Origin of the sequence: Endobacterium cereale (assembly GCF_009617585.1) — a bacterium.
Taxonomy (GTDB): Bacteria; Pseudomonadota; Alphaproteobacteria; order Rhizobiales; family Rhizobiaceae; genus Neorhizobium; species Neorhizobium cereale.
In genome coordinates, this window is record NZ_WIXI01000039.1 from 141,171 (window position 1) to 153,593 (window position 12,423).

The window sequence follows — 12,423 nt, forward strand, 5'->3', positions numbered from 1 at the left end:
GCATGAGCACCGAAATCTCCCACCTGACCGTGACCCCAGCCGAACTGCTCAGTGGAGCAGACAACCAGCGCGTCCGCGCCATAAGATCACGTCGCTGGCTCATCTACCCACGCGCTAAGCAGGTACTCGAACGCCTGAACCTCTTGGTCGATCATCCACGCGGGACGCGGATGCCATCGCTCGCCATTTATGGCGACAGCGGCATGGGCAAAACGATGATCATGAAGCGCTTCCGTGATCAGCACCCACCAACTTTCAACCCGGTTACCGGCAAGCTAAAGACACCGGTTCTTGCGATGGAGATGACCAGCCGGCCTGGCGAACGGCGCTTCTACGCCGAACTTTTGACCCTGCTCGGCGCACCGCAGCGACCGCGTGCCGATATTGCCCAGATGGAGCAAGCCGCACTGCGGATCATGGAAGCGATTGGCGTGCAGGTTTTAGTGATCGACGAGGTGCACAACATTCTCGCGGGGACCTATCGTGAACAACGCATCGTATTAAATACCCTGCGCTTTCTCAGCAACCGCCTGCAGATCTCACTCGTCTGCTTCGGCGTCAACGACGCCCGCGAGGCCATTGGTGGCGATGTCCAATTGGCGCGTCGCTTCGACCAGTTCACGCTGAGCCGCTGGGCTGCAAATGAGCAGTTCGAAATGTTGGTCGCCTTGATACTACGCAATACTCCATTGCGGCACCCATCGGTGCTAACGGCGAAATCTTTGCGGCGAATACTGCAAGTCACAGAGGGCATTACTGCCAACATTTTCCACATCGTCAACTCACTGGCCATCGAGGCAATCGAAAGCGGAAGAGAGCGGATTACTGACGAAGCCATTGAGAAATGGGAGCCAGAATTCGACGCCGACGCAGCGTTCGCATGAAGACGAACGTATACGAACGGCGATTACCGATAAGGCTGGCGCCGTGCGCCGATGAGCTTTTGTCGTCGTGGATTGCCCGACATGCGGCATTCTATGCAACTTCTCCCTTGGCCATGCTTCAGCATTGCCTCCCCGATTTGCGATCATTACGAGCCGCCGATCTGAACCTCACAGAAGATCAGGTCGTCCGCATTGCCCACATATTCTCGATCGAGCCTGATACGGTCCGCGGCATGACGTTCTCAGATATTCCGCAGTCATCACGGCGAATGATCGCAAGCGAACCTCGACAGTCATGCTCTAGCTGCCGCCGAGCGGCAGACGGAATGCCCGTTATACTTCGAAGCCAGTTCTTTGGCTGGCGGATTACCTGCCCGCTTTGTGGAGGCACACTACGGACAACTGGCGGGCGTGACGGCCCCGCTCTCTTCGGCGGCTATCACCATGCAGCGCTGATGGGGGAAGAAATGCTCGACAACGAGGCTGAGCATGGTATCCAAAACTGGGTATCACCGAGTGAGATTGCCCGTCTCCTGCTGATGCGGCGCGTTCCAACGTCGCTTCCCGCTTACGAACCTTCGGGCTATAGGGTGCTAGGTGTGATCATTCCTGATCTCGACGAAGTTATGCAGACGGAAGTCAGCAAACTTCCGAGCCCAGCAAGCCCGATCTTGCCCATGTGTTTGCGCCCTGCCCTCTTGGCAGGTGTCGCCATTGTCCAGCATGCCGGGCCCGAAATGCTTCGCATGCTGAGTGGCCACATGATGGGTGAGAACAAAGCCCGCTTCGACAGCGCCATAGAAGATATCCTAGACTGTTCACATCAGTCGCTTGGATCGTCACAGTTGCACTTAATTTGGGGTTCTAGGCCGTTAGAATCTCAAATTAAGTGCCAAATGGGTAAACAACCGCCGCAATCTCACGGTTAACTGCCAAACGACAGGGCCTCAAAATACTTTATACGACCGGATATACCCGCAACGCGGTCGTTCATAACGGCGTTCTTGATAAGGAAACCCATCTGCTCCAGAAGCCTTTCAGTCTGGACCAACTCGCCGAAAAGCTCCGGAAAGTTTTGGACTTCTGATAACCCGCCGATGCTCGTTACGATCGTGCTGCTCAACACATTCCGCGCCTTTCCACCCTTCCCCATTGATCGGATACGAACCAGTGACCCACTCTCATGTACGAAAGCCTAAGATTTTAAGTAACTAAAATAAAAAGTGTTGTTAGAAGGAATATGGTTGAGCGTCAGAGACTTTTCTGCGCGAGGGATTTCTTTCGGAATACGAATGTCTTGCCCCTAATCCTTCGGCGAACGAAGTAAGCAGAACTCCTCGCCACGGAAGCGGAGTGCAACATAGCTGCACTGGTTCATATGCTCGATGAGGCATGCTTGCTCTGGCGCTGACATTTCTATCATCGTGCAGCGCTCGTCCGCACATGCCTGACTGTAAAATTGACCGGTGGGAACATGCGCAACGAATAGTGCCGTCTCCGGTCCCTTCGGGTCGATTTTTTCATATGCTGCGGTCAACCTCTCGAAAGTTGCACGATCCTGCCCCAGAGGATTGAGGTCGATACCCATTTCGCCGACCTCGCCGACCACTGTCATGTAACGCGCATGCTCAGACTCGGAACAAACAAGTCGATCAGCCTTTGCAGGAACCGAACACGTGAACACGATGGCACTGGCAATAATCGCTATATTCCGCATGACCAATTTCGGGCTATGCTTGTCATCGAGCAAATCCCTAGTGCCCTTCCCTAGTTCTGTCGTCACAAAAAACTTCATTACAGCTAACCCGTTTTCTGGCTTTTCGAAGACGCAGGGTAAAGCATTTTTCAGCACCCGCAACGTACCGTAGCTTATGTGGTCGGGGCTCCAACTCCCGGGAACCGAGAGACAATGTTAGCTTCGACATCCGTGCACAAAACTTACTTCGGATATGGGTCTCCTTCGCCATGAATGAAAACACCGGGGATCGCCTGACCAAAGCGAAATGGATTTAACGTCTTGAAGAGATGTGAACCGGCGGCTGCCCAACGCAATCGGACAAATTCCTGAATTTATTGGTTTTATGTAACATGGTCGGCTGCTACGGGTATTCCGCCGACCGATGACGAATTCACATAATCCCGAGTTATGTGAATTGCAGGCTTGCACAAATGCTAAGTTCGCTTCTTGCAGACCATATTGCAGCAGGACGACTGGGTGCAGTTTTGGATGCCCTCACTGGAGCCAAAATCGAGATTTCCGCTATCTGGCCATCAACCCGGCACCTCTTGCCGCGCTTTCGGCATGTGGTGAAGACCCTTGCCGACGAGCGTCGGCGCGGAAATCCCGGGACTTAAAGGACTCTATATGAAAAACTGCGCCTGAAAATCCTTCCGGCACCTGTCGATCCCGGGACTTTTCCCGTCGAGATGGCATGGCATGTCCGATATCGCCATGACCCGGCGCATCGGTGGCTGCGGTCTCTGATCGGTGAAGTGGCAAAGAACCTGCTCGCCGGACATGGTGATCATCGGGGTAATTGAGCCGGCACTCCCGTGGAGGCCTGACACCATCGGCGCACGGGCCAGGTAGCGGAGAACGACCTGGCCCGGCCTGCTTCTTATCTCTTCGATGACTTCATGAAAGCCACGAGGCGAATGACGTCGCTGGGAACGAGCCGGCCGATCGCCCGGCTGGAATAGACGGCATTGACGACGCTGCCGTCTGGCGCGAGCACGAAACCGGTGTTTTCGAGAAAGCGGCCGCGTGCCGGGGCGTTGTTCTGATAGGCACCGACAGCCGCAACGATTGCTTCAAGATCTGCCGAATGCCCCATCCTGAACGGGATATCGTGCTTTGCAATGAAGTCTTTCGTCTCGTCTTCGTCATCGACGGAAAACGCAACGACCTTGATGCCCTCTTCCTGAAGCGCGTCGCTTGCCGCGACAAAAGCCGCCACTTGCTCATTGCAGAAAGGGCACCAATGTCCCCGGTAGATGAGCACGACGCCGTATGACCCGCCAAGATCGCTCGGAAGATGGATGACGCCGCCACCGACGGCGGGAATTTTGATGTCTGGGAAGGTCTAGTCGTTCTGAAGGACTGGCATAGAGATGACTTTCATTATGGACTGCACAGTCTAGTCATGATAGTCACGAATTGGACTGTTCAGTCCATTTTTGGAGATCGTCATGCGAAAAGACGGAAAATCCGGATTTACGGCCCGGGGAGAGGCGACAAGACTGCGGATTATCGAGGCTGCCGCCGAGATTGTTTATGCTGAAGGTGCTGCGGGCATGAGCCTGGACGAGGTCATGGATGCCAGCCGCACCAGCAAGTCGCAGCTGTATCATTATTTCTGCGACAAGGATGCGCTCATCCAGGAGGTGATCGGCCGGCAGACGCGAAGGATCGTGGAAGCCAACGCTCCGCATCTCGACAAACTGGATTCCTTTGACGCGCTGCGCAGCTGGTGCAACATGATCATCGAAGCGAACCGCACCTTCGGCGCGATCGGCGGGTGTCCGCTCGGATCGCTCGCCAGCGAGCTCTCTGCGCAATCGGAGCAGGCACGGGCCGGCCTGGCCAATGGTTTTGAGGCATGGCGATCGATCATCGCGGAAGGTCTGGCGCGTATGAAGAACCAAGATAAGCTTATGCCGTCGGCAGATACGCAAGCACTCTCCATGGCTTTTGTTGCCGCCATCCAGGGAGGGATATTGCTTTCAAAGACCTCGAGAAATTCGCAACCGCTCGAAGTGGCACTAAATATGGCGCTCTCCCACATTGAACGTTATGTGGTAGCGCCAGCAGAGCGGTGAGGCAGAAACCTAACCCCGTTTGCGCGGCTTCGCCTTAAGCGGGATCGAACCATCGACCCGTTATTCTAACGAGTGAAATCTGATAAAAATCAGCAGCTTAATCCGCTGCGGATCGACTAGAAGCTCACGTCATCACTCAACGAGCATAGTTACGAGCAGCACCTTGATTCTTTGGCTGTCGGTGCGCAGCAGGATGACTTTGCCTGCTGCTCCGCCAGCCAGCGATCCCGCGGCTTGCAGCTCGCCGGCCGAGCGGAAAGGGACACTTCAAACGTGCCGGCGACGAGCCGCGGCGCGGCCGCGCAATAGAGGGCCATCGGCCGCTCTCCGTCGCTGACCTCGAACGTCAGCTTTGCCGTCGGCTCGAGCTGCACATGGTCTGCTACCTTGCAGATGATCGCTGTAAACTTGCCGGCCGGCATGTGCGTCCGACCATCCTCATCGATATCCCAGAGCTGGACGAAGATCTCTGCCCATGCTTCCGGGTTGGCACCGCAATCGAGCGCCGAAAACTGCCCGGCCTTGACCTCGGTGACGTGATAGCCAGGCCGGACGGGACTGCCCTCATAACTGAACACCAGCGGGGCATCGGGCGCCACTGCGAGTACATCGAGAAGATGGCCGAGACTGATGTCGGTCGAAACTAACTTGTCGATCGCGTTCATGTGGGTTATCCATCTATCCAATAGTTCAAGGATTATTGAAGTATGGATGAACGTCAAGCCCTTTCATCATTCGCGGCGCTGTCTCAGGAGACGCGCCTTGCCATCGTCCGGGCGCTGGTCGTGGCCGGGCCAGAAGGACTGGCCGCCGGCGTGATCGCCGAGCGCATGGGCGTTTCCGCCACGAATGTCTCTTTCCATTTGAAGGAGCTGGAGCGGTCGGGATTGATCTCCCAGCGAAGGGAATCCCGCTCGATCATCTACAGCGCCAGCTACGAGGCACTCGCCGATCTCGTCAAATTCCTGATGGAGGACTGCTGCGCCGGTCATCCGGCGATCAGAGAAACCGTCGAGCGTGCCGACGACTGCTGCATCCCTGCGGGCAAGGGTGACGTCGTTGCATAGTTCGAAAATCCCGGCCGGGCTCGTCTCGGCTCTCGGCCTGACCCAGATCATCGGTTACGGCACCCTCTACTACAGCTTCAGTATCCTGGCTCCCGGCATGGCGGCGGATCTCGGCCTATCGCTGGCCGAAGTGTTTGGGGTGTTCTCCGTGTCCCTGTTCATCGGCGGTCTATCCGCCACCTATATCGGCAAGCAGATGGACAGAATCGGCGCCGCGACGATCATGACGATCGGCTCGGCCCTTGCTGCAGTGACGCTCGCCCTATGCGCCTGGTCGCCCTCCATCGCGATCTTCGCCATCGCCATCATCCTGCTCGAAGTCTCGTCCGGCATGGTCCAGTATCAGGCGGCATTCGCGGCACTGGTCGAGAGCGATCCCCGCACAGCCTCCCGCAGCATTACCTATCTGACGCTGATCGGCGGCTTTGCCTCGACGATCTTCTGGCCGATCTCGGCGACGCTCACCGGCTATCTGTCCTGGCGGGAGATCTATCTCGTCTTTGCGGCGCTGAACCTGTTCCTCTGCATGCCGCTCCACTTCTGGATCCGAAGCCTCGGAAAGAAGGCAGGCGACGCGGCGGCCCGACCGCGCGAGACGGTCATTGGTGCGATCCCCCCGCATGCTCGGCGCCGCGCGATGGTGATCGTCTCCTTTGCCTTCGCGCTCCTTGGCTTCACGCTCGCTGCCATCCTTGCCCATATGGTGCCGATGCTTGGCTCGATCGGGCTGGGTGCTGCAGCCGTTGTGATCGGTTCCTTGTTCGGCCCGGCGCAAGTTCTGAGCCGTCTGATCAACATGGTTTTTGGGAAGAACTTGTCGCCGCCGGGGCTTGCCGTCCTGTCGGCCGTGATGATCGTCTTCGGTGTCCTGATCCTGCTGATGACTGGCAATTGGCTGCCGGGTGCGGCCGCATTCGCCATCTGCCTCGGGCTCGGTTCCGGGATCAACAGCATCGCGCAGGGCAGCCTGCCACTCTATCTGTTTGGATCGGACGGATATGGTGCGATCACCGGCAAGATGGCGGCCGCCCGCCTGGCGGTTGGCGCCGGCGCGCCCTTTGTCTTCGCGGCTGCCATGGAGAATATCGGACTAAGCGCCGCATTGATTGCGAATGCCAGCCTAGGCGCGGTCAGCATTGTGGCGTTCGTCTCAGTTGCAGTTGCTTCTGGGAAATCGCATGACAAGGGCGCTGTCGCACACTTGTCATCATCGCAGTAGTAAGCCGCTTTATCGAGGCAGGAGACAGATTTACACGATGGCTACCGTTCTCGACGAGGATAAAGCGGATCGATACTCTCGGCGTTCCGCATTTGAAGTGTTCGGGGCATTCCTCAAGCTTGGCTTGACTTCGTTCGGCGGTCCGGTCGCCCATCTCGGCTACTTCCGTGATGAACTCGTCCTTCGTCGCAAATGGATCGACGAGAAGAGATATGCCGACATCGTCGCACTTTGTCAGTTCCTTCCAGGTCCCGCCTCGAGCCAGGTAGGATTCGCAGTCGGATTGATGAGCGGTGGCGTTACGGGCGCTCTTGCCGCATGGATCGCCTTCACGCTTCCATCGGCGATGATCCTCGTGGTGTTCGCAATGGCCACGACCGCATTCGACGGGCCAACAGGGCAAGCGCTGATACACGGCCTCAAGTTGGTGGCGGTCGCCGTGGTCGCCCAGGCCGTATGGGGAATGGCAAAGTCACTGACACCCGATCGACCGAGGGCGGGAATTGCGCTCGCCGCCGTTTTCATCGTTACATTTGCAGGCGTGTTCGGTCAGTTCGCCGCGATCATCTTGGGCGCTCTGGCAGGACTTGTGCTCTGTCGAGAAAGCGATCCGAAGCCTTTAAGGGAGATCGTATTCCCCGTGACCAAGGCCGTAGGGATCGTTTGCCTGGTCCTATTCGGATTGCTTCTCGTGGTGTTGCCGCTGCTGGCGTCTGCGACCGGATCGCATTCACTCGATCTGTTCGATTCTTTCTATCGCTCCGGTTCGCTTGTGTTCGGCGGTGGCCACGTGGTTTTGCCGCTGTTGCAGGCCGAAGTTGTGGATTCCGGCTGGGTGTCCGAAGGATCCTTCCTGGCTGGCTACGGTGTCGCGCAAGCCGTGCCCGGTCCCCTTTTTACATTCGCGGCATATCTCGGCGCAGCAGCGGGGCCGACACCAAACGGACTGCTTGGCGCCACAATTGCGCTCGTGGCGATCTTCCTACCCGGTTTCCTTCTTCTCGTGGGCGCTCTGCCGTTCTGGGGGATATTGAACAGATTGCCATCGGCCCAGGCTGTCATGCGCGGCGCGAATGCTGCGGTCGTCGGAGTGCTTGGAGCGGCTCTCTACGATCCCGTTTGGACAAGTGCAGTGTTCACGAGCACTGACTTCACACTCGCACTTGCCGGTTTCCTGCTCTTGGTCGTTTGGAAAATGCCGCCTTGGATCGTTGTCCTCCTGATGGCTGGTGTAGCGGTGCTGCTTCAGATCCTATGAACAGATCCGATCAGATCGACTTGAGCGAAACCCGCTTCTCCAGCTCGGCCGCCTCTTCCTTCCGCTCGCTATAGCGGTTGGTGAGGTAGGAAGAGGCATCGCGGGTCAAGATGGTGAACTTCACCAGTTCCTCGCAGACGTCGACGACGCGGTCATAGTAGGAAGATGGCTTCATCCTGCCGTCGGTGTCGAATTCCTGAAACGCCTTCGCCACGCTGCTTTGGTTTGGGATGGTGATCATCCGCATCCAGCGGCCGAGGATGCGCAACTGGTTCACGGCGTTGAAGGACTGGCTGCCGCCGGAAACCTCCATCACCGCCAGCGTCTTGCCCTGGGTGGGGCGGACGGAGCCGAGCGACAGCGGAATCCAATCGATCTGCGCCTTCATGATGCCTGTCATCGCGCCGTGGCGCTCCGGGCTGATCCAGACCTGGCCTTCCGACCATTGCGTGAGGTCGCGCAGCTCCTGAACCTTGGGATGGCTGACGGGTGCCTCGTCCGGGAGCGGCAGCCCGGCTGGATCGAATATCCGCACCTCGCATCCAAGGCGTTCGAGCAGCCGACGGACTTCGAAGGCAAGGAGACGGCTATAAGACACTTCCCGGAGCGATCCGTAGAGGATCAGCATTCTGGGATTGTGCGTCGAGAATGCCGGCCGCAGCGATTCTGGCGCGATCGGCTGAAGATGGCTGTCATGCAATGCGGGAAATGTCTCAGACAACGCGCTTTCCTCCCTGATCGAGGACCTGTTCGCCGTCTTCCTTGGTGAATGGTCCTTTGAAAGCATCAACCGGCAGAATGTCGAGCACGACCTCAGAAGGACGAGCGAGCCTGGTGCCAAGCGGCGTGACGACGAGTGGTCGGTTGATCAGGATGGGGGTGGCGATCATCGCGTCCAGCAACTGCTCATCCGTCAGGCCCGGATTGTCGAGGCCGAGTTCCGCATAGGGTGTGCCCTTCTCTCGGATCGCTTCACGGACCGTCAGGCCGGCATCTGCGATCATCGTGGAGAGCTGCTCACGCGATGGCGGGTTCTGCAGGTATTCCACGACGGTGGGTTCGATCCCGGCGGCGCGGATCAGCGCCAGCGTATTGCGGGACGTGCCGCAGGCGGGATTGTGGTAGATGGTAGCGTCCATGGTCAGGTCCTTTCGGTGATGGTGTTGCGGGAAACGGCGGGCGATGCCTCATACCAACCCTTCGAGCGGTTCACGATCCAGACGACCGAGAGCATGACCGGCACTTCGATCAGGACACCGACGACGGTAGCGAGTGCCGCGCCCGACTGAAACCCGAAGAGGCTGATGGCGGCGGCAACCGCGAGTTCAAAGAAATTGCTGGCACCGATGAGCGCGGAAGGGCCGGCGACGCAGTGGCGCTCGCCTGCCATGCGGTTCAGAAGGTAGGCCAGCCCGGAGTTCAGATAGACCTGGATCAGGATCGGCACGGCCAGCAATGCGATGATGGCCGGTTGGGCGATGATCTGCTCGCCCTGAAAGGCGAAGAGAAGCACGAGCGTGGCGAGCAACGCGATGAGCGATACCGGCTGCAGCTTCGCAAGCAAGCGATCGAGCGCGCCCGTTGTGCCGTCGGCCGTCAGGTAGCTCCGCAGTACCTGGGCGATAATGACAGGCACCACGATGTAGAGCGCGACCGACAGGGCAAGCGTCGCCCACGGTACGGTGATGGCCGAGAGACCGAGCAAGAGGCCGACGATCGGCGCAAAGGCGACGACCATGATCGCGTCGTTCAAAGCCACCTGCGAGAGCGTGAACAGCGGCTCGCCCCGTGTCAGGTTCGACCAGACGAAGACCATGGCTGTGCAGGGGGCTGCAGCCAGAATGATCAGGCCTGCGATATAGGAGTCGATCTGGTCCGCCGGCAGATAGGGCCGGAAAAGCCAGCCGACAAACAGCCATCCCAACAACGCCATCGAGAACGGCTTGATCGCCCAATTGATGATCAGCGTGACGCCGATCCCGCGCCAGTAGGAGCCCACTTGCGCCAACGACCGGAAATCGATCTTCAGCAGCATCGGGACGATCATCAGCCAAATCAGGATCGCTACGGGGATGTTGACCTTGGCAATCTCGGCGGCACCAACGTTTTGGAAGACGCCGGGCATCAGGTGGCCGAGGGCAACGCCGACTGCGATGCAAAGAAAGACCCAGATGGTCAGATATCGTTCGAAGGTGGACATCAAGCGGACTTTCCCTCCGGCGAGGTCGAACCCTCCATCGCACCGATCTGGCGAAGCTTCGTCTCCAGCGCCAGCCGATCGATGGACGCGAGCGGCAGGTTCACGAATGCGAGGATCCGGTTCTTGAGGAAGCGGGCCGCCTGCGCGAAGGCGCGCTGCTTGTCTATATCGAGGCCGGATACCGCGGCTGGATCCTCGACGCCCCAGTGGGCGGTCATAGGATGGCCGGTCCACACGGGGCAGGCCTCGCCGGCGGCGCTGTCGCAGACCGTGAAGATGAAATCCATCTCCGGTGCGCCGGGTGCGGCGAACACATCCCAGCTCTTCGAGGAGAAGCCTGTCGAGGGATAGCCAAGCGTTGCCAATTCCTTCAGGGCATAAGGATTGACCTCTCCCTTCGGCTGGCTGCCGGCGGAATACGCCTTGAAGAGACCAGCACCCTCCTTGTTGAGGATGGATTCGGCGATAACAGAGCGAGCGGAATTGCCCGTGCAGAGGAACAGCACGTTGTAGGTCTTGTCAGTCATGGTCGTGGTCCGTGTTAGGTCGGAGACCTGTTGAGCTTCATGATGGTCGCCGACGAGGGGCAGATGGAGGACAGTTGGCGGGTTGCGAGAACGGCTGCCGGCACTTCGGCCCGCGGAACCTCAGAAAACCCGATGGTCGAAAAGAACGACGTGGCGCTCGTCGTTGCGAGGAAGACATCGCCATCGACGTCGCTCAGCGTTGCCTCGACGATGGCTCGGCCGACCCCATGACTTCGATGTGCCGGCAGTACGACAACAGACCGCAGCAGTTAATCGCCGCCGCAGCGTTCGAGGCCGGCATATCCGATCGTTTGGCCGTCGCCAGACACGGCTTTGAAGAAAGTGCGGCCTTCATCTTCAATATCACCGGTCGGGAGATCCGCGGCACGGAGCGCCTCGCGGAGGCGAGCGTCGCTACCGGCCCTTTCGTGCAATGCGATCGCGCTCAACATGGCTTCGCCACCGACGTGCAGCATGGCGTCAGTTCCGCGATCAGGGGAGCGCAAAGCTCCGTTGAACCGCCGCAGCAGTCCTTCAGCAGGAATAGTGTCAGGTCGCGTAGGCCGTCGAGGTCGGCCCGGTAGATGATTGATCGGCTCTGGCGCTCGCTCTTGACCAATCCGGCACGGGACAGCGTCGCAAGATGCGCAGACATCGTGTTCTGCGGGACATCGAGGAGCCGGGCGAGTTCGCCAGCCGGAATGCCGTCCGGCTCGTGCCGGACGAGCAACCGAAATGTCTCCAGGCGGGTGTTCTGTGCCAAGGCCGCGAGTGCAGATATTGCGTTGTTAGTTTCCATATATCCAGAATATTGGATATATTGCCAATGTCAAGCGCAAGCCGTTCGGGTTGATCGGCGGCCCACACGACTTGCTCACGTGAAAGCAACACCGGATCCTACAGCGCCACCATGTCAACAATGGCAGCGATTGTCCCCACGGTCGGGGACCGCGACGCAGTCAGAAATGGGAAAGCGTTGCAGTTCGCAGGATTTGCTGACAGATTTCACCACTAGCGGATTGCCGCCATTTCAGTCACCGCGTTTGCGACTTCCACGTGATTATAGGGCTTGCTAAAAAAACGGCCCTCGATCGGAAGTTCGTCATCTCGGAGATTTCGGTGACCTGATGTCACAATGATCTTCACCGGTGGCCACCTGTCCCTGACTGCTGATGCCAGCTTCAGACCGTCCATACTGCCGGGCATGTCTATATCGGTAAACATGACCTGAATCTCACGATGTAGATTGAGTTGCTCAATTGCCTCATCCGCACCGGAAGCCTCGTAAACCACAAAGCCCTCATCCTCGAGCGACATGACGATTGCCAGGCGGATGAGGGCCTCGTCTTCCACGACAAGAACCGTAGCGCCGTTATTTGCCATACCGTGCCATCCAAATGTTTGCCGCATTTACATTTTTTTCGAAAACAACTTGCCTCATAACACCCA

17 protein-coding genes are annotated in these 12,423 nt (G+C 58.3%); 7 read left to right on the forward strand and 10 right to left on the reverse strand.

The genetic code is table 11. The annotated features are described in order from the left end of the window. Nucleotides 1-2 precede the first annotated feature (2 nt). Together GAO09_RS08860 and GAO09_RS08865 are read left to right on the forward strand one after the other, a co-directional pair. Nucleotides 3-884, forward strand: coding sequence for a TniB family NTP-binding protein (locus GAO09_RS08860; protein ID WP_153353659.1), 882 nt, complete (start codon nt 3-5; stop codon nt 882-884). Then, nucleotides 881-1,813 carry a TniQ family protein gene (locus GAO09_RS08865; RefSeq protein ID WP_153353660.1) on the forward strand — a complete coding sequence of 311 codons (933 nt, stop codon included), beginning with the start codon at nt 881-883 and terminating at the stop codon, nt 1,811-1,813. Before GAO09_RS08860 ends, GAO09_RS08865 begins: the two co-directional genes overlap by 4 nt. Nucleotides 1,814-2,187: 374 nt before the next feature. Here GAO09_RS08865 and GAO09_RS08870 read toward each other — a convergent pair whose 3' ends face one another. Together GAO09_RS08870 and GAO09_RS08875 are read right to left on the reverse strand one after the other, a co-directional pair. Further along, the gene (locus GAO09_RS08870) at nt 2,188-2,679 is read right to left on the reverse strand and encodes a hypothetical protein (protein WP_153353661.1); all 492 of its coding nucleotides are present in this window, start codon (nt 2,677-2,679) and stop codon (nt 2,188-2,190) included. A gap of 823 nt (nt 2,680-3,502) precedes the next feature. Then, nucleotides 3,503-3,955 (reverse strand): redoxin domain-containing protein, encoded by a 453-nt coding sequence (locus tag GAO09_RS08875; RefSeq protein WP_324185680.1) that lies wholly within the window; start codon nt 3,953-3,955, stop codon nt 3,503-3,505. Between the two features lie 118 nt (nt 3,956-4,073). On the opposite strand from GAO09_RS08875, the gene GAO09_RS08880 reads away from it, so the two are divergent. Then, nucleotides 4,074-4,703, forward strand: coding sequence for a TetR/AcrR family transcriptional regulator (locus GAO09_RS08880; RefSeq protein WP_153353662.1), 630 nt, complete (start codon nt 4,074-4,076; stop codon nt 4,701-4,703). 149 nt (nt 4,704-4,852) lie between these two features. On the opposite strand, the gene GAO09_RS08885 is transcribed toward GAO09_RS08880, so the two are convergent. Then, complete coding sequence (locus GAO09_RS08885) at nt 4,853-5,368, reverse strand: DUF6428 family protein (RefSeq protein ID WP_153353663.1); 516 nt, start codon at nt 5,366-5,368, stop codon at nt 4,853-4,855. Nucleotides 5,369-5,410: 42 nt separating this feature from the next. Here GAO09_RS08885 and GAO09_RS08890 point away from each other — a divergent pair, with 42 nt between their 5' ends. The 3 genes from GAO09_RS08890 to chrA are packed head-to-tail and all read left to right on the forward strand — an operon-like array spanning nt 5,411 to nt 8,247. After that, nucleotides 5,411-5,770, forward strand: a complete 360-nt coding sequence (locus GAO09_RS08890) for an ArsR/SmtB family transcription factor (protein WP_153353664.1) — start codon at nt 5,411-5,413, stop codon at nt 5,768-5,770. Next, nucleotides 5,763-6,989 (forward strand): arsenite efflux MFS transporter ArsK, encoded by a 1,227-nt coding sequence (gene arsK / locus GAO09_RS08895; protein ID WP_153353665.1) that lies wholly within the window; start codon nt 5,763-5,765, stop codon nt 6,987-6,989. Before GAO09_RS08890 ends, arsK begins: the two co-directional genes overlap by 8 nt. 37 nt (nt 6,990-7,026) lie before the next feature. Next, entirely contained in the window at nt 7,027-8,247 is a 1,221-nt protein-coding gene (gene chrA / locus GAO09_RS08900) for a chromate efflux transporter (RefSeq protein ID WP_153353666.1), read from the forward strand. 10 nt (nt 8,248-8,257) lie between these two features. On the opposite strand, the gene arsH is transcribed toward chrA, so the two are convergent. The 4 genes from arsH to GAO09_RS08920 are packed head-to-tail and all read right to left on the reverse strand — an operon-like array spanning nt 8,258 to nt 10,974. Then, nucleotides 8,258-8,986 (reverse strand): arsenical resistance protein ArsH, encoded by a 729-nt coding sequence (gene arsH, locus GAO09_RS08905; RefSeq protein WP_324185681.1) that lies wholly within the window; start codon nt 8,984-8,986, stop codon nt 8,258-8,260. Then, nucleotides 8,961-9,386 carry an arsenate reductase (glutaredoxin) gene (gene arsC, locus GAO09_RS08910; protein ID WP_153353668.1) on the reverse strand — a complete coding sequence of 142 codons (426 nt, stop codon included), beginning with the start codon at nt 9,384-9,386 and terminating at the stop codon, nt 8,961-8,963. The genes arsH and arsC overlap by 26 nt, the downstream gene beginning before the upstream one ends. A 2-nt stretch (nt 9,387-9,388) precedes the next feature. Further along, a complete protein-coding gene (gene arsB / locus GAO09_RS08915; protein WP_153353669.1) occupies nt 9,389-10,447 on the reverse strand; it encodes an ACR3 family arsenite efflux transporter in 1,059 nt (352 codons plus the stop codon). Then, a complete protein-coding gene (locus GAO09_RS08920; protein WP_153353670.1) occupies nt 10,447-10,974 on the reverse strand; it encodes an arsenate reductase ArsC in 528 nt (175 codons plus the stop codon). Before GAO09_RS08920 ends, arsB begins: the two co-directional genes overlap by 1 nt. Nucleotides 10,975-11,004: 30 nt before the next feature. Here GAO09_RS08920 and GAO09_RS29985 point away from each other — a divergent pair, with 30 nt between their 5' ends. After that, nucleotides 11,005-11,205 carry a hypothetical protein gene (locus GAO09_RS29985; protein ID WP_235938002.1) on the forward strand — a complete coding sequence of 67 codons (201 nt, stop codon included), beginning with the start codon at nt 11,005-11,007 and terminating at the stop codon, nt 11,203-11,205. Nucleotides 11,206-11,243: 38 nt separating this feature from the next. On the opposite strand, the gene GAO09_RS29990 is transcribed toward GAO09_RS29985, so the two are convergent. The 3 genes from GAO09_RS29990 to GAO09_RS08935 all read right to left on the reverse strand — a co-directional run bounded on the left by GAO09_RS29990 (nt 11,244) and on the right by GAO09_RS08935 (nt 12,357). Continuing rightward, on the reverse strand, nt 11,244-11,450 hold the full coding sequence (locus GAO09_RS29990) for a hypothetical protein (protein ID WP_235938003.1): 207 nt from the start codon (nt 11,448-11,450) through the stop codon (nt 11,244-11,246). Beyond that, a complete protein-coding gene (locus GAO09_RS08930) occupies nt 11,420-11,773 on the reverse strand; it encodes an ArsR/SmtB family transcription factor (RefSeq protein ID WP_153353671.1) in 354 nt (117 codons plus the stop codon). Before GAO09_RS08930 ends, GAO09_RS29990 begins: the two co-directional genes overlap by 31 nt. Before the next feature lie 212 nt (nt 11,774-11,985). Beyond that, on the reverse strand, nt 11,986-12,357 hold the full coding sequence (locus GAO09_RS08935) for a response regulator (RefSeq protein WP_112506395.1): 372 nt from the start codon (nt 12,355-12,357) through the stop codon (nt 11,986-11,988). Nucleotides 12,358-12,423: the final 66 nt, after the last annotated feature.